12 protein-coding genes and 1 pseudogene are annotated in these 16,811 nt (G+C 47.2%); 3 read left to right on the forward strand and 10 right to left on the reverse strand.

The features are described 5' to 3' along the window. Nucleotides 1-64: 64 nt before the first annotated feature. The 5 genes and pseudogenes from J2736_RS23180 to J2736_RS23200 form a co-directional block, all read right to left on the reverse strand. Nucleotides 65-1,864, reverse strand: a complete 1,800-nt coding sequence (locus J2736_RS23180; protein ID WP_310500963.1) for an IucA/IucC family protein — start codon at nt 1,862-1,864, stop codon at nt 65-67. A gap of 2 nt (nt 1,865-1,866) precedes the next feature. Continuing rightward, nucleotides 1,867-3,387 (reverse strand): pyridoxal phosphate-dependent decarboxylase family protein, encoded by a 1,521-nt coding sequence (locus tag J2736_RS23185; protein WP_310500964.1) that lies wholly within the window; start codon nt 3,385-3,387, stop codon nt 1,867-1,869. Next, nucleotides 3,384-4,745: an aspartate aminotransferase family protein gene (locus tag J2736_RS23190; protein WP_310500965.1), complete on the reverse strand. Its 1,362-nt coding sequence runs from the start codon at nt 4,743-4,745 to the stop codon at nt 3,384-3,386. Before J2736_RS23190 ends, J2736_RS23185 begins: the two co-directional genes overlap by 4 nt. An 801-nt stretch (nt 4,746-5,546) precedes the next feature. Next, a pseudogene (locus tag J2736_RS23195) lies at nt 5,547-5,756 on the reverse strand (iron chelate uptake ABC transporter family permease subunit); the annotation flags it as partial. Nucleotides 5,757-5,996: 240 nt separating this feature from the next. Next, the gene (locus J2736_RS23200; protein ID WP_310500966.1) at nt 5,997-7,130 is read right to left on the reverse strand and encodes a serine hydrolase domain-containing protein; all 1,134 of its coding nucleotides are present in this window, start codon (nt 7,128-7,130) and stop codon (nt 5,997-5,999) included. A gap of 192 nt (nt 7,131-7,322) precedes the next feature. Here J2736_RS23200 and J2736_RS23205 point away from each other — a divergent pair, with 192 nt between their 5' ends. After that, nucleotides 7,323-7,907, forward strand: a complete 585-nt coding sequence (locus J2736_RS23205; protein WP_310500967.1) for a P-loop nucleotide/nucleoside kinase family protein — start codon at nt 7,323-7,325, stop codon at nt 7,905-7,907. Between the two features lie 541 nt (nt 7,908-8,448). On the opposite strand, the gene J2736_RS23210 is transcribed toward J2736_RS23205, so the two are convergent. Next, nucleotides 8,449-9,942: a sialate O-acetylesterase gene (locus J2736_RS23210; RefSeq protein WP_310500968.1), complete on the reverse strand. Its 1,494-nt coding sequence runs from the start codon at nt 9,940-9,942 to the stop codon at nt 8,449-8,451. A gap of 254 nt (nt 9,943-10,196) precedes the next feature. Here J2736_RS23210 and J2736_RS23215 point away from each other — a divergent pair, with 254 nt between their 5' ends. Further along, on the forward strand, nt 10,197-11,069 hold the full coding sequence (locus tag J2736_RS23215; RefSeq protein WP_310500969.1) for an alpha/beta fold hydrolase: 873 nt from the start codon (nt 10,197-10,199) through the stop codon (nt 11,067-11,069). A gap of 142 nt (nt 11,070-11,211) precedes the next feature. Further along, nucleotides 11,212-12,120 carry an ArsR/SmtB family transcription factor gene (locus tag J2736_RS23220; RefSeq protein WP_310500970.1) on the forward strand — a complete coding sequence of 303 codons (909 nt, stop codon included), beginning with the start codon at nt 11,212-11,214 and terminating at the stop codon, nt 12,118-12,120. 73 nt (nt 12,121-12,193) lie between these two features. On the opposite strand, the gene J2736_RS23225 is transcribed toward J2736_RS23220, so the two are convergent. The 4 genes from J2736_RS23225 to J2736_RS23240 form a co-directional block, all read right to left on the reverse strand. Next, nucleotides 12,194-13,375, reverse strand: a complete 1,182-nt coding sequence (locus J2736_RS23225) for an MGDG synthase family glycosyltransferase (protein WP_310500971.1) — start codon at nt 13,373-13,375, stop codon at nt 12,194-12,196. Further along, nucleotides 13,372-14,046: a phosphatase PAP2 family protein gene (locus J2736_RS23230; protein WP_310500972.1), complete on the reverse strand. Its 675-nt coding sequence runs from the start codon at nt 14,044-14,046 to the stop codon at nt 13,372-13,374. Before J2736_RS23230 ends, J2736_RS23225 begins: the two co-directional genes overlap by 4 nt. Nucleotides 14,047-14,920: 874 nt before the next feature. Further along, complete coding sequence (locus J2736_RS23235) at nt 14,921-15,682, reverse strand: hypothetical protein (RefSeq protein WP_310500973.1); 762 nt, start codon at nt 15,680-15,682, stop codon at nt 14,921-14,923. Between the two features lie 39 nt (nt 15,683-15,721). Then, nucleotides 15,722-16,576 carry a hypothetical protein gene (locus J2736_RS23240; protein WP_310500974.1) on the reverse strand — a complete coding sequence of 285 codons (855 nt, stop codon included), beginning with the start codon at nt 16,574-16,576 and terminating at the stop codon, nt 15,722-15,724. Between the last annotated feature and the right edge of the window lie 235 nt (nt 16,577-16,811).

Raw genomic sequence — 16,811 nt, forward strand, 5'->3', positions numbered from 1 at the left:
GCTGCACGAGAAGGATTTTCAAAAATTTGCTTCAAATTGCGATTCCTATGACCCGACACTTTCGCTACACCTCCAGAACCAGCGGATTGTCCACGAGCACATAGACGGACTGGTTTTCGAGAGAACCGACTAACTCATCCATATCGTAAAGTCGCGTGAGCAGATTTGCCTTACATGGGATCTTAGCTTCCGTTAACAAGCTTTGCAGGAAAATCGAAGGCTCTCTGTTCAACGGAAGGAACTCCGCAAGCACAGATCGCAACTCACGCAACAGCTCCCGTTCATGGGCAAGTCCCGCTGTACCAAAACCGTTAATCAGACCGAACAGATGGTTAAAAATAACATAATAGCGGAAACGTTCATCAGCAATGGCATCATCGCAGAATGTATGACTCTTATCTCCGATGCCTGGCAATTCCTTATTCAGATGCTCCTTCATGGAATTACAGAAATAATAGCCCTGATTGTCGCGATAATAATAACGTTGTGGGTATCCATTGTTCAGCTGGACAACACTGTTCTGCTGATGAGCTTCCAGCGCAATACCGTGTGTGACATACAGCCAGATCATTGGCTTTAGAGACATACTCAAATAAAGACGAAACCAGTCCAGACTTACCGCTTCCGTTGAGCGGGCTTCCTGCTTAGCCAATCGGCGAATGATCGTGCTTAGACGCGATTCAGAGCCAGGCAACGGATCTTGCACGAGTGAAGCCACAAGAGACACTTGCTGAGCCTGCTTCCCCTGAAACGGATTTTCGCGCAAAACAACTTCGAATCCAGACTCTTCCTGCCCTTCTAAAGCAATTGACACATAGGCAGGATCCTTCACAATAGCGAACGCTGGATATTGTTTGGATACCTCGCCGACTTTGGTTTGCAGCATGCGAGATACTTCAACGCCACGTTCCAGTTCTTTAAATAGATTGACTCGTACCGAATTGGTAATCCGCACAGGAACGGACCCTTTTGGCATAAATGGCGACTCTGGATGATACATCGTGCGGAACGATGAGGTTGCCGAGTAATAACGCCCTATTGGACCTATATCTTGAAGCAAGCCCGCTTCGAGCAGCTGCTGAACGGCTGGCTTCGCAAGTACTTCTTCCGCCTGCAAAGGATGCAGTGGAATCAACGTATATTCATCACTGTCTGTGAACGGTACCTGAACATCTGCGTGACGGAGATCCGCTTTAATCCATTCCGTTGCAGTTGTATGTGCAAGTGCAGAATCCTCACGTACAATGCTGCGATGTGCACGGAAATAATGCAGTTGGAACTGCCCTTTCAACTCCGGGGAAAACACGGATTGCATGCTGGCTGGAACCCCGTTCCGACATTTCGGTGTAGGATGGAGCAAATGTCCGAACAATAAGGATTGCTCGGCTGTAATAAAGTCGCCATCAAAGCCATATAACTGGCCCCGATCGCCGTCACGGGCAGCGACAAACTGCTCAATGCTGGCACAGCTTTCTTCGATTTGCTGTAACAAATCCTCTATACGTTCCGGCGAATCCACTTTGACGAAATGACCTAATTCATGAACGAGCCGCCGGGCTACTACCAGCTCATCTTCCCTATCTCCTTCATGCCCCTCGCTTCCATTCCACTGCAGGGGGAATTGAAACAGATGTCTTCCTGTCAGCGATTTATGCTTGACGGAAACGAGGATACTGCCTCCTTGACTGACCAAGGGCACTTCCAGCACCCATGTACCTTCAACTTCACGCCAATCCCCCAGTCCAGTTTCCCTGAGAAAGCTGTTTAGCAAGCTTTGCAGCGTAGCTCTAGCTGCCGTCTGATACGAGTTTACCCCCTTTTCGTCAAAAGTTTGTACGTTTTCCAGTAATCCATCCTGGATCATGATTAAACTCCCCTCAGAGCATGCTGCTCGATCACATATTGTTGTTCTAGTTCCAAACCTATTCGCACGATGTGAGCCAAAATATCAGCCGTATCCTGCGGTGTCGTTAACGGATTGAGCAGCGTGAACTTTAGACACGCCTTTTCTTTCACTTTTGTTCGTGCAATAACGGCAATCCCACTCGCAAGGAGACGATCTCGAATACGGTGATTGATCTCATCCACCTGTGAGGAATCGATCTCTCCGGAAGGTAGATAGCGGAAAACGACGGCATTTAACGTCGGTTGCGCCAATAGTTCGAGTGCTTTTGCTTGCCGTATTTGTTCCGCTGTGTGCAAGGCGAGCTCCAGCGTGTAATCAATCATGGCCGCGAACTTTTCACGACCTAGGTGCTGCAGTGACATGTACAGCTTCAAAGCATCAAACCTACGCGTTGTCTGAATGGACTTGCCGACAAGATTAGGCACCCCTGCCTGATCGTCTTCTTGAGGATTTAAATAGTCGGCGTTCAGTTGTAAATAGCGATAGTTCACCGCATCCCGCACTAAGAACGCTCCACAGCTAATTGGCTGATAAAACAATTTATGGAAATCAACCGTAATCGAATCCGCGAAGGCAATTCCCTCTAGCAGGTTTGCGTGTTTATCGCTTAGAGCAAGTGCACCACCATAGGCTGCATCAATGTGAAGCCAAATGCCGTGTTTACGAGCAAGTACCGCTAACTCAGGCAACGGATCGATACTGCCGAAGTCTGTTGTGCCGGCTGTCCCCACCAAGGCAAAGGGGAGTAATCCGTCTTGATGCAATCGATCGATTGTATGTTCGAGCACATGGGCGTGCATCCGCCCTAACGAATCAACAGGAATCGTGATAACTGCCTGTTGTCCCAAACCTAACAGAGCCGCCGATTGCTTGACTGTAAAATGAGCCGCTTCCGAGCACAGAATGCGCAGACGGTCCCCCTGTGGAGGTAAGCCCCACTGTTGCACGTTCCAGTTCCATTTTGAATAGGCATAATGATCCCTAGCCAGCCCCAGACCCATGAAGTTAGACTGCGTTCCCCCACTGGTGAATACCCCATCGCTGATCCCCTTGTCATAGCCGAACAGCTCACATAGCCAGCCAATCATTTCTTTCTCTAGCATGGTTGCCGACATGCTCTGATCCCAAGAATCCATGGATTGGTTCAGCGTTGCCAGCATGGTCTCCGCCATAAGTGAAGCTTGAAGCGGCGGGCAATGAAGGTGCGCCACACACGCAGGATGATTCACAACTGCCGCATGTTTCACCACCGTCGTGCCGATAAATTGAAGCAGTTCCTCCATGCTCACGCCCTGCTCGGGACAAACCTGTCGATCGCGAAATGCCGCTGCCAAATCCTGCGGCGCAGCCCCGCTGTAAGGCTTCTCTGCTGCTGCAAAATCACGAACGAGCACCTCGACTGTTGCTTGCATATGCTTACGAAAAAGCGCTTGACTCTCCACCGTGGTGTTTAAGAAGTCGGATGCGAAATCCCTATTCAACCGAGCACCCCCTGAAGGCTTAACGACTGACGATCCGCTGCCATGACAGCCTCATGGAAAATCTCAGCAATTCGATCAATCTCTTGCTCCGTTACATTGAGCGGCGGCAAGAAACGAACAACGCTGCCATGACGTCCGCCAAGTTCAAGAATCAGGCCACGTTTCAGACACTGCTGTTGAATTTCACGGGCGAGCCCTTGATTAGCCGGATAGCTACCAATTCGGTCAGCTTCCCGTTCGGTGTCCACAATCTCAGCACCGATCATTAAGCCTCTGCCTCTGACTTGACCGATACATGTCACAGCCGTCTTGGTTTGCTCTAGGTGCTTGCAGAGCCGTTCACCAACGGCTGCCGCATGTTCAACTAGCCGCTCTTCCCGAATAATTCGCAGCGTTGCCGTACCAGCAGCCATCGCCAACTGATTGCCACGGAATGTACCTGCATGTGCTCCTGGCTCCCATTTGTCCAGTTCTTCGCGATACACGATGACCGACAGCGGCAGACCCCCACCTATAGCTTTGGAGATTACGATCACATCAGGAATAATGCCCGCATGTTCGAACGCAAACATCCGGCCTGTTCTGCCGATTCCTGTCTGCACTTCGTCAATAATTAAAGGGATTTCCCGTTCTTTGGTCATTCTACGAATTTCTCTGGCCCATGCATGAGGTGCTGGAATAACACCGCCCTCCCCTTGCACTAACTCCATAATCATCCCTGCTGGTGACAGCACTCCGCTTTCCGGATCGTCTAGCAAATGTTCGATATAGCGGCTGCCAATTTGATGGCCTTGCTCTCCACCAATACCAAATGGACAACGATAATCATACGGATATGGCAAAAATTGCGTACCTGGCAACAATCCGCCCACTTGCCGTTTCGGGCCCAAGTTCCCCGTCAAGCTAAGCGCACCGCTGGTCATTCCATGATATCCCCCATGGAAAGACATCATTCCGCTTCTTCCCGTTGCCGTCTTTACCAGCTTCATCGCTGCTTCTACGGCATCTGCTCCTGTCGGTCCGCAAAATTGAATACGGGCATTTTTCGCAAATTCAGCTGGCAATATATCAAAGAGCTCATCTACAAAATTCTCTTTAACCGGCGTAGTCAAATCCAGAGTGTGTAACGGAAGACCTGTCGTTAAGACCTCTTTCATCGCCTCGATCACGACCGGGTGATTGTGGCCTAGGGCAAGTGTTCCTGCTCCTGCAAGGCAATCGTAATAAGTGCGGCCATCTGCATCTTTTACCTGAATACCTCTGGCCTCTGTAATAGCAATAGGGATCTTTCGAGGATACGTTCGTGCATTAGATTCCCTCCTCTTCTGACTTTCAAGATATTTCGCATTGCCCTTCATAAATTAATCGTTCCTCCTTTAGGAAAATGATCATGAAATGACTCTTGCTCCATTCTGGCGAAGAGGCTTGGTAATAATTTACACAACTCACCGCCATTGTAAATGATAATCATTATCAATGCAACCCTATATTTTTCTCTTTTTTATTGACCTTTGATCGAACATGAAGAGAAACCATACGAGGATTGACCTTCCTCTGACGATATGCCGATCCCCCTCCGCATAAGACAGATAGGCAAAACTTTCCCCTTACAAAACTGTCGCTCCTCCAATTTCCTCTCCCTAAAGGGTCGCTAAAAAAATTGGTAGTTGACAATTATATTCCCTTGATTTAACATTTATTAGTGATAATGATTCCCATTATCATTTTATACCTATTCTGAAGCATATTGATTCCAACAAAATTTCAAGCAAAAAAGCCCGATATCTCTTCACGCCTAAGCGCTAGATATCGAGCTTTTTAGAAAATTCCATGCTGGACTTATTTTAGGTCCTTCGCAAAAAGCGAACAGCACTGCTAACCAGTGCAGGAAGCACCGAGACATGCCCTTCCCCTTCAAACACATAATAGTCCACATGAAGCTTCTCTCTTGGTAAAAGCGCTAAGCGCTCATACAGCTCTCTTGCATTCTCACTCATGTTACTTGGGTGCTCCCGCTCCAGTTCTGTGGTCGTCATGAGCAGCTTGTGGTTTAGCTGTGTGGCGCTGAGATTAGCTAAGTATTGATCTTCTTGTTCCTTCAGTATGACCTTGTTCCAGTGAATCGAAGGGCTGCCAGCTATATAGGTCTGATACGTTTGCGGCTGTGTGAACAGCAACCAGAGCAGCATGGAGATGATGTACTTCCAGTTCGCGTTATAAATGCTGCCGGATACCCAGACGGCTGCCATCTCGAAATCTTTGGCATTCATTTTGAGCGTAATGAACACCGTCACTGCGGATAAGCCCGATGCAATCGCAATCCCCGTGAGTAAAAGGCGCTGCGAATCTAGCCGTCCATTCTTTTGAGACTTCGTACGATCCATAGCGGCGCGTGAATCTAATTTGGCATTCCTGACGTATATGCGTCATTACCCAGTATATCAATTCTAAAAAAACAGGCTGACCTCGAAATCGCTCTACCGCACTCTCACTTCGATTTCAAAGACAGAGCTGATTTAGTGTGCTGATCTACACGTTCTCATCTGCTCGCAACCGAGAAATCAGCACAAGAAAAAGCCGCCATCTTACGATGTGCGGCTTGTCCATGTTTAGATAACAGCTGATGTTGAGAAAGCTTGAATGGCTTGCTTTAATTGTGCATTGGCTACGGGGTTCTCCGTGAGCCCTTTGTCGGATCGAATTGACTGAAGCACATGAAGCAACAAGCCTTCCGGCATATCCACATCTTCCGTATTGGCGGTTAGCGCAACAATCAGATCCAAATCCGGTATAACAAATATGCGTCTGCCACCTGAACCCGATGCATAGAAAACATCCATTTCTTTGCGGCTTCCTCTTACGATTCCTTTGGCAAGCGTTTTGGACCACCAATAGTAGCCATACGTGCCTCGGGTACCGTTACTATAATTCAAGTGAATCCGCTTCGCCAATGAAGTACGAATCCAGGCTTGGGGAATAATTGATTTCCCTTCCCATTGCCCTTCTTTGAGATAAAGCAAGCCTATCTTAGCCATATCTTCAAGTGTTAAAGCAAGCGCCCAAGCACCGATTGTCATTCCGTTGTGGTCATGGTTCCAGCTCACATTTGTAATGCCTAGCGGTTCGAATAACCGTGACTTGGCATAGTCCAACATGGTCATCCCCGTAACCTTTTCAAGCACAGCCGAGAGTAAGTGCGCATCCCCGTTGGAATAGTTAAACACTTCACCTGGTTCATGTTTGACAGGACGGTCTAGGATATACTGGATCCAATCCGGTTCATGCATCATTTCGTTCGATGAGTGCTCCTGATAATTATCCCAAGCGAGACCTGAAGTCATACTAAGCAGATGCTTTAATCGAATCTTAGACTTTAAGGGATCTTTCTCTAACTCTGGGAAAAATACAGCTAGACGCTGCTCTGGACTTTTCAGCTTACCTTCTGCTAAAGCAATACCGACTAGTGCCGATGTGACACTCTTCGTTACTGATTTCATATCTTGCGGAATTTCCGCTTGAATTCCTTCTTTATAAGCATCCGCAACCAACACACCATGACGAATAATGGCTACACTATGCACACCTTGTTTATCAAAAACCTCGAAAGTCTTAGCTAGCGTTGCCGAGAATATACCTTGTGCTTCGGGCGTTGAAGTTGGCCAGCCTTGTGTTGGCCATAGATCTGCAGGATGGGATACTGTTCCATATCCACTTTGAGGTGGACTAGTTACATTCGTTAACATGTAATCGATCCTTCCGATTTAAATTAACCCCTATATCTCCTAAATATACGAGAAAAATGTGATGTAATTATAGCCGAAAGCTTAAAGGAACCTTTAATTCAGCTGAAAGTTTCCTGAAAATCGAACTTGTAAACGCTCTTATGTTACAATCTTATGACATATGCTTTGAAAGCCATTCTACGGAGGTTACCTATGCGTAAATTAATCTTTTTTATCGGCCCTGCAGGTGCGGGCAAAACAACACTAGCAAAAGCTTGGGTGCGCCGACATGGCGGAGCTTTCTTGGATATGGACACCTTGCTGCGCCCTGCCGCGGAAGCGATCATGACGCTTGCCGGGCAAGACCCAAGCGACCGGGATTCACCATTTTACAAGGCGCACTGCCGAGATTTGGGCTATCGCATCACCATGGACGCGGCTCTGGAGCAGTTATCCGTTGCGCAAGATGCCGTCGTGATCGGTCCCTTTACAAGAGAGCAAGGGGAGCCGCTGTGGTTGGAAGGAGAGTTGGCTCGTATCGGAGCAACGGTACATGATGTCACCGTTAGGGTGATATATGTGTATTTGCCGAGCGAGGAGGCTTACAAGGAGCGTATTCGTGTAAGTGGATCAGCTTTGGATGTTTGGAAGCTGGACAATTGGCCACAATTCCGACCCGCGCTGCAGCGCAGAGAGGTATCGTGGCACATAGCACCGTCGTCGCTCATCTACTGGGATAATTCGCAGCCGGTTTCGGAGGCAAGGGAGGCGGAGTTGGCTTTGTTTATTCTTGCTTGATCGGAGGATAGTTCGGAGAGTTTCACTTCAGTAACTCGAATTTTGAGACTGTCCATTAATGAATCGAGGCTTAATAAACATGCAACTTAGTGAATTTTTATAAAAATTGTTAGTTTCAGAGGAGATTGTCTCTCCTTACAAAGGTACGGTCACATGCGATTTCAAATAAAGGTGTGGCATAACGTTATTTGCTACATATACATGTTCTGTTAAAATATAGCATTGCGAAATAACGCTATTTCGACCAAATGGAGTGAAATTTATCCATTTAGAGTAAAATAACGCTATTTTATAATGTTATTCTCCCGTATTCTCTACTAAACTAATAAATAAGCTGTTTTCATAACGCTATTTTGCAAATGAGATTCATCTCTATGTCATGGAAGCGATAAGTTATCTCGAGTTGCAGAAGTTCCCGGTTGTTTCTCTAAATTTCAAATGTTTATAGGACATTCAGAATAAACAGTTAATCGACAGTCTCATTTTCGACTTACAGCAAGCAAAAAAGCGTCCACTCTCAAGAGTGAACGACCCCACAACCTCATCTATTCTCACGTATCGTGCGGAACGTGCCAGCTGGCAAACCAAGCCCATTCAACAAGTTGGCCTCTGTGTAATTGGTCCAAGCATATCTCGCCCTCGTTGGCTTCGCGACTGCTGGATGCCACAGCACAACCGTGCTGCCTTCGATGCTCGCCTCTGCAGCCATGAAAGGCCCCTCCGCTTCAGCAAGCTGGAAGCCGATGAGCCGTTCACTCCCCTCAGCGAGCGCCAATCCGCCCTCGGTATGATCAAAATGGAGCACGACCCGCCCCTCCTCGATCTGCAGCTCGCGGTATACAGGCCCTGAGCTTGTTAGCTCGCGCGCGTAGACAAGCTCCAAGGCTGTTAAAGCGAGCCTGTACCCCACCGCACGTTTATCCCGCGGATGGATGTCATCGCGCTCGCCGCAATCCAAGGCAATCGCCATCCCCGTATGCGGGATACGCTCATTCACCATTGTTTGGGATTCGCGAAGTAACGCCCACTCGTCCCCATCGGGATTCCCTTCATAGCTAAATGAAGGAAGCTGCACGAAATGGAAGGGAAGATTGTCCTTGTGCCAGAGCGACCGCCAATAGTCGATAAGTCCTGTCAGCAGCTTGTCATACACATTCGCTCGTTTAACATCGCTCTCCCCCTGGTAGAACAGGAAGCCCTTTAAGCCGTAAGGTGCGATTTTGAGCAGCATCGTCTCATATACACCACAAGGCCTCATAGGCGTATGTGGATTTGTAGGAGGCGGCCATGGATAGCCCCCTAACTCTTCTTTTGTTGCCCCTGCTGCTTTGCGCTTCTCATAATCAGCAACCGCTTGATCATAAGCTTGCCCAATACGCTCATAGGCGACCCAGTCAAAATCCTTGATCTGTTCGGCAAACGTATCTAGATACACCTGCAGCTCTGGGTACTGTTGAATCGTTGCTTCATTTACCCAACAAGAAGCCGAGGTACCGCCCCAATTGCAGCCAATGATGCCAATCGGTATCCCCTCAGAAGCCTGAATATGCTGGGCAAAATGATAAGCTACTGCCGAAAAGTCCGGCACATGCTCAGGCAGCGCCTTTTTCCAAGAAGCGTTCATCGGTGTTTCTATCGCAGGGTCAGCCCATTCCACTCGGGGGACATCGAAGTAACGTATAAGCGGAAAATGAGCTTCCGCGATGTCCGCCTGCGCGTGATCTGTCTCCCTTACCGGCCACTCCATGTTAGATTGACCTCCAGCTAGCCAAACGTCCCCAAAGTAGACATCTTGGATTTCCACTAGTAGCTGCCCCTCCGAGCTAACGGTTAAGATATGAGGACCTCCCGCTTCGGATGCGGGCAATATCACCTGCCACTTGCCGTTGGTAATGAGGCTATGTACCTGCTGTCCTTGGCACACCAAGGTAACGCTCATCCCCTCAGGGCCTGTCCCCCATATCGGATTCTCTTGATTTCGCTGCAAAATCATTCCTTCAGAGAAGATCTCATGCAGCTGAAAGCGTTTGCTCATTTTCACACCTCGTTACCTGTATTTGGTTAAAAGATAGCTTCTTTCTCCTTACCATGATACATGATTTGGCTGATGATGAACGTCCTTTTTTTGCACAAATCATTGGACATTAAATTAAATAATAATAACTTATTAATTAATCGTACTATGTTCTCTAGTTCCTATGTCCTCCTGCTCCTAAGTACTTAGACATGTTATAATCACATATTTTTGTTAGAGAATAGTAGGAGCTCCCTAGAAAGGAAGTTGAAATCATGGTTCATTATCAAAAAATGAAGATCGATGGTTGGGATTTATTTTTTCGCCAAGCCGGGAGTCGGAACAACCCAACCATCATTCTTCTTCATGGTTTTCCAAGCTCATCCCATATGTTCAGGGATTTAATTCCTCTACTAACAGACAGATTTCATGTCATTGCTCCTGATTACCTAGGATTCGGAAATAGCAGTATGCCATCTGTAGAAGAGTACTCGTACACCTTCGAGAATCTATCTTTTTTGATTGAAAAGCTTATAGATAATCTCTGTATTTCACGTTTTATCTTGTACTGCCAAGACTATGGGGGGCCAATCGGATTCAGGCTCGCTGTACGCAATCCGCACCGCATTCTTGGATTTGTTATTCAGAATGCCGTAGCCAGTGAAAATGGATTAGGGAAGCCTTTCGATACCTTCAAAGCACTTTGGGCAGATCGAAATCCTGCAACTGAAGCGGCATTTACCATGCTTACAACTTTTGAATTTACGAAAATGCAGTATTTAAAAGGCGCGTGTCAGCCCTGTCTGATTAGTCCCGATGGTTATTTAATGGACCAATTATTTTTGGATCGCCCGGGCAATAGCCAAATTCAGTTGGCATTGGGCTACGATTATCGAACCAACGTGGAGCAATATCCAGTTTGGCAGCAATACTTGCGAACTTACCAACCGCCTACTCTGATAACATGGGGCAAAAATGATTTTAATTTTACGTTAGAAGGGGCTCTTACCTTTGGAGAATTATTAAAATGTGCGGAAATTCATTTTTTATGTGGAGGGCATTTTCTTCTGGAAGAGCAAAGTCAGCAAGTTGCCGCGCTTATCAAGCTCTATTTTGGCCATATATATACTTGGGGTTCCATTACTTGAATATACAAAAAGAAACTTAACGCGGTCCTTGTATTTGCTCAGAAAATCGAAAGATATAGCAAAAACCTAATAAACAAGTTGTTTAAATAACCTACAGGTTATACAATAAAGAAAATATGCAAGTAAAGTTGAGGTTCCCCTTATGCAAATTGAGGTTACATCCAAAAACATGCCCTTCCTGGAGTGCTTCTCCTCGGAGACTCGTGTGAAAATGATTGAATTACTAGGCGAAGCGCCATTAAATATTAAACAGCTTTCCCAGCGACTAGAGATTTCGTCGGCCATTGTGACCAAGCATATCCAGAAGCTGGAGCAAGCTGGCATCGTGCGTTCGGAGAACGTGACTGGTGTGCGCGGTACACAGAAGATTTGTTACCTGCAGCTTGATCAAGCCACACTTCAATTTAGATCGAAGAAGCCCTATGAGCTTCCGACCACGACGGTTGCGATTCCCATCGGTCAATACTCGGCCTTTGATGTGAAACCGACATGTGGCTTGGCTTCCCCAACCCAATTGATCGGGGTACTGGATGATCCGCGGTATTTTGCCGATCCGCAGCATGTACAAGCAGGTATTCTCTGGTTCGGCAGCGGTTATGTGGAGTACCGTATCCCGAATTTTTTCCACAGCAATCAGAAGCTTCGTACACTGGAAATTTCATTCGAAATTTGCTCGGAAGCTCCAGGCTATAATGAGAATTGGCCTTCGGATATTTCTTTTTCGATCAACGATAAACCACTTGGACAGTGGACCTGCCCTGGTGATTTTGGCAAACATAGAGGTGTACTCACCCCAGATTGGTGGGGAAATGGCAATACACAGTATGGTTTGCTAAAAATTATTACGGTGAATCCGCAGGGCTCGTTTCTAGATGGCACACAAATATCGTCCACCACGATTCACGACCTGAATATTACGTTTTCGCAGGATATTCATTTCCGCCTTGCCTCCTTGGAAACAGCAGCGAATTGTGGCGGTGTTACCCTCTTCGGCAAACAATTCGGCAACTACGCACAAGATATCATCGTCACGATGCAAGAGGATAAGTAGCAGGCTAACTGGCAGAAAAAAAGACCCCTTATTCCCGTCAATAAAGCGGGAGGAATAGGGGTCTTGGCTTTTTCTATACATTCGCATACGAGAATTGCAAACCATCTTGAATCGGAAGGTAATGATGCTCCGTTTCCAAAATCGCATCTAAGGTACGCAGTACATCTGGTTGTTGGTGACGTCGTTGTACATTTTTTTTCAACTTGAGCAAAACGGACTGATTCGCGATGACGTCGAGCAATTGTTTTTTCATCTCAGCGGCGTTCTTTACTTCGACAGCAGCACCGATCCCCACGAGGTACGCGGCGTTTGCCTGCTCCTGCCCAGGAATCGGCTTGTACAGCATCATGGGCAGCTCCAATGCGAGCGCTTCGGATACGGTGAGCCCACCGGGCTTCGTCACGATTAGGTCAGACAGCGCCATAAGCTCGTGCACATGGTCGACGAACCCTGTCACCATAACATGATGATGCGTGTTCGAGCCGCCAAGTTCCTCCTCCAAATGCTGCTTCAGCTTCTCGTTGCGTCCACAGACGAAAACAAATTGCACAGGCACTGCGAGTTCATCTGATTGCAGCACCGATTTGAACGATTTTCCGATCAGGCCGTGCCCCCCGCCCATCACAAGCACCGTTGGCATGTTGCGCTGCAAACCGTATTTATCGCGAAGTTCGGAGCGATTGTACGATTGTGTGAATGGCATCCGAATCGGAATGCCGGTCACGACGATGCGCTGCTCAGGGATCGCATACTTCAGAAGCGCCTGCTTCACATGCTCCGCCCCGACCAGATACTTATCCGTCCCCGGATGAATCCAGTAGCTGTGATCGGTATAGTCCGTGATGACCGTCACGGTCGGCACGATCGTAAGGCCGTTGCATTTTAGATAAGACATAGCAGCCGCAGCCCCTGGGAACGTACACACGACTTCCGTGGGTGCTTCCTCTTCTAACAAATCCAGCATCCGGTCGGTGCTGAAAGATTTCATTTTTTTGAACAAATGGGATAACGCGGTGTCATGCCTAGTCTTCTTGTATAGGAAACCATATACGGAGGGCAAGCTTTTGACCCATTGCATATAGCAGTACTTACCGAACCCATGCAAATACGGATGCGTCCACGCCAAATAATCAACGACTTTCACTTCCATATCCGGTCTATACATACGTACAGCTTCAAGTATCGCCTGCGCTGCTTTGTTGTGCCCATCCCCAAGACTGCCCGTTAGTATCAGAAGCTTCCCTTTTCTTCTCATTGCTTTAGTCCCCTTTCGAGCTCATCTTGTCGCGCACCAGCAGCTATCGATCCTATCGACCACGCTCTCTTACTTTTACTAACTACATAGACGACGCACTCAGCCACAAGCACTGCACCCACGATATCCATGATCACATGTTGTTTAACGAACAGAGTCGATGCAATAATTAACACTGCCGTACCCGCCGTTATGATTTTGTAGCGTATTGCTATAGGTACTGAACGGAGATAGGCTCTCATCATCAGATAGGCCGTTAGTACGTGTGTGCTGGGAAAACAATTAAACGGTTCATCGGAGCTGTACACCCATTGCACTGTCCGAAGCAACCAGTCACTACCTGCAAGGTCCGGCCGCGGCACTGTTGTCTGATATATAGCATAGACGCCATAACATAAAAGCAAACCTATGATAAATTCTACGAGTGTTTGAAAATAATTGGAGCGATCTCGATACGCTAAATATAAGAAGCCTACGGCAAGAAAGCCATACCAACCTAAATACGGAACCACAAAGCCTTTGATAAAAGGGATCTGCCGATCCAGATCAGTCATTAAACTGTACGCTGTTCCTGTGTCTTGATTTAAATGTATATAATTGAGCCCTACTAATGGGATCAAAAGAAGTCCGCTGCAAGCTAGCAAATAGGACACCCACGCTTTTGTTCTCATGCCAAATCCTCGCTCTCCTCTACGTTACCTTTATCATAAAGGAGTAAGGCTTTTTAAAAAACACCCCAAGGTACTGTCTTTCGTTAGCCAAAGGTCGTGATAAAACCTAGACTAAAGACGGAGTTGTCCACGTCCTTAGAAGCATATAAGAGAAGCTAGCTAATGTTCTATTTCATATTACAGTAGTATTACGAAAACATTACAACATAATACAGCATACCAAATCACACGCGGAAAAGCACATCCTTCGGCATCAAATAGCATCATCTCGCTCCACCAGCTCTCTCCTACCGATCGCGCAATGATAAGTATTCGTAGGCGACCTCGTGGATAAGGGGAACTTGGTTCTCCAGTTGTGGATAAGTTTAGTTGTGGATATGTGTATAAGGAGGAAAGAATCTTATGCACAGCCTGATTTGTGGACATGTTGATATTGTGGGTAAGTTTGGGGATAAGTGCTACGAGGGGTTTTTGAGAGTGAAAATCGGGGCCAAAAGAGGGAGAGAGCTAAGTTACGTCCTCGGTGCCGTGTTCAGAGGTAATGAAGAATGGTTAGGGGGTTAGGGTTAGGCTGCGTGGAGCCCGAGGGGTTGCTGGGCTGGTGCAGCATAGAAAAAAGTCAGCGTAAGTGGGGGTAGTAACATACGTGAGATAAGGTTAAAAGGCAGGAGGTGCTTGCATTTCTGGGGGTATTGAAGGAGATGGATTTGAGGGTGAGAAAAAGAGGGAGGATTGAAGTCTCAAGCGCGGCATCTCAGCTGGCACTTACCTGCTTGAGCACATATATTGTGCGCAAGCGCGGCATCTCAGCTGGCTGTTACCTGCTTGCGCACATATATTGTGCGCAAGCCCCTCCCGCGGCCGCGAACACGCTTTATTTTAAAAACTGATCCGTCGAACCTGCCGCTACAAAATCACGCAGCTTCAGCAGCTGCTTCTTCCCCATGTTGCCCGTTATCGTATGGGTAGTAGGTTGCTCGGCCTTAGGATCGTCGACGATTCTTTTCACATAATCACCTGTGAGCAGGTTATAGTCCGCTTCGTCACCGGTCTTCTCTGTCATCGTCCCCGTAAAATAAGATCCGAGGGTAGCGCCGATCAAGTACCAGTCCCCATTTTGAAATCTGAACCGATAATTCCCATACCATCTGAAGTTACTTCCCCCATAGAAACTGACGACAATGGAGCCTCTATCGATAAAAATACTGTCGAGCGGATCGCCCCATATCCCGCCTTCATCGGCTTTTAGAATCGCCTTTTCTGCAATAATGGAGCGTGTATACGTACTGTCCCTATTGCCAAAACCAATCAGAAGCGCCCTCTCAGGTGCTTCCTCTTTCATGGCCTCTATCTTTTCGATGACCATGGCGACGTCCTGGATGCCGTCTTTGTTCAAGTCACCTTCCACTCTCTCCGCACTATTGTGCCGAACCAACAGCTGCCACCCTGTGGGAATAAGTAAGTTGGCATCCTTAACCTCGTTAACCTTTGGCTCTGCACTCTCCATTTGCACGATAATCGGAGCTGTAGTCTCACCTGCCATCGTACGCGGTTCAACGGTTGTAGGCTCTGCCGCTTGGCACGCGGACAAACCGACCATGAAAGTTAATACCATGAAATAAACCATGAACTTCAAACCCTTATGCTCCTTTCAACACCTCAGCAGTTAATCGCATTATTTTCGATAGTGGCGCAATCCTTTTACTAACCCGATGATAACCAACAGGAGCCCCACTATGGCTGTACCGATCGGGTAAGCTAACGGGAAAAGAAGGGATGGCCAAACAAATAAAATGTTACTACGGTATCCCAAACTGAAAGGCGAAGCACTCGTGATATTAATCATATTCACCCTCTGCGGCACCTCGCTCAGCTCATCATAGGTAAAGCGGTCCTCTTGAACCTGACCTTGGCTATCGATACTTAGTATGCGCCATGACAGGTTTTTATCCGGAGTAAATGCCGTCCCAGAGGTTCGTTGAATGATGACCAACTTCTCTCTCCCTTTCTCTTTGACCGTTAAAACGCCAAAGTACCCATGGTACCGATTATCATCTAAAAAAAATGGCCGAACTAGGACCGGCCCCTCCACAGACCAATCCTTGTGATTAATTGACATGTGTAGATTCACTTGTTCACGCGTGGATGAATTGAACTCCCCCGCTTGGAATTGGTCTGCAATTTCTATGATCTGACCTGCCCATTTATAAGTTCTCGTGTAAGTGAGTCGATCCCCATTGGGTTGTTGATTCATGCTCACGTACTCTGCCATGGTCTGAATAGCTTGCCTTTCTTTGCCGTCTGATAATTCATTTTCCACAGAAATATGATCAACGGGAATCGGGGTACCTCTGCCGAGAATCTCAACCTTACCTAACTCCATGAAATTCACATAGATATGATCAAATTTGAATTGATGGTTTACACGACTCCCAATATACGTCTCGTTCCCAGCTGCAAACAAAGGTTTGGCAGAAAGTATGACAAGTATCACACCTAGCATAAGCGGCATTAACCTCATCCATTTCATGCTTTTCACCCTCCCGGCTTTAACAACATAGTCATTGCCCTTTCTTCTATGTTACACCTGTTCCAGATGCATTCACCCTCCCGTTTACGTCAATAATTTGAAATATTTCCCACATATTTCAAGGAATCACACCTATGCCTAATCGAGTAGGAGGGGACGGCTAGTCCCCGACCTCTCACACCACCGTACGTACCGTTCGGTATACGGCGGTTCATGAAATATTCCGTAATGAGTT

It is taken from the genome of Paenibacillus qinlingensis, from assembly GCF_031455095.1.
Taxonomy (GTDB): domain Bacteria; phylum Bacillota; class Bacilli; order Paenibacillales; family NBRC-103111; genus Paenibacillus_E; species Paenibacillus_E qinlingensis_A.

What these genes read in the sequence shown, in the direction of transcription:
- J2736_RS23180 (WP_310500963.1), bottom strand. Translation starts at nt 1,864, where the DNA reads ATGATCCAGGATGGATTACTGGAAAACGTACAAACTTTTGACGAAAAG.
- J2736_RS23190 (WP_310500965.1), bottom strand. Translation starts at nt 4,745, where the DNA reads ATGAAGGGCAATGCGAAATATCTTGAAAGTCAGAAGAGGAGGGAATCT.
- J2736_RS23200 (WP_310500966.1), bottom strand. Translation starts at nt 7,130, where the DNA reads ATGTTAACGAATGTAACTAGTCCACCTCAAAGTGGATATGGAACAGTA.
- J2736_RS23205 (WP_310500967.1), top strand. Translation starts at nt 7,323, where the DNA reads ATGCGTAAATTAATCTTTTTTATCGGCCCTGCAGGTGCGGGCAAAACA.
- J2736_RS23210 (WP_310500968.1), bottom strand. Translation starts at nt 9,942, where the DNA reads ATGAGCAAACGCTTTCAGCTGCATGAGATCTTCTCTGAAGGAATGATT.
- J2736_RS23215 (WP_310500969.1), top strand. Translation starts at nt 10,197, where the DNA reads ATGGTTCATTATCAAAAAATGAAGATCGATGGTTGGGATTTATTTTTT.
- J2736_RS23220 (WP_310500970.1), top strand. Translation starts at nt 11,212, where the DNA reads ATGCAAATTGAGGTTACATCCAAAAACATGCCCTTCCTGGAGTGCTTC.
- J2736_RS23225 (WP_310500971.1), bottom strand. Translation starts at nt 13,375, where the DNA reads ATGAGAAGAAAAGGGAAGCTTCTGATACTAACGGGCAGTCTTGGGGAT.
- J2736_RS23230 (WP_310500972.1), bottom strand. Translation starts at nt 14,046, where the DNA reads ATGAGAACAAAAGCGTGGGTGTCCTATTTGCTAGCTTGCAGCGGACTT.
- J2736_RS23240 (WP_310500974.1), bottom strand. Translation starts at nt 16,576, where the DNA reads ATGAAATGGATGAGGTTAATGCCGCTTATGCTAGGTGTGATACTTGTC.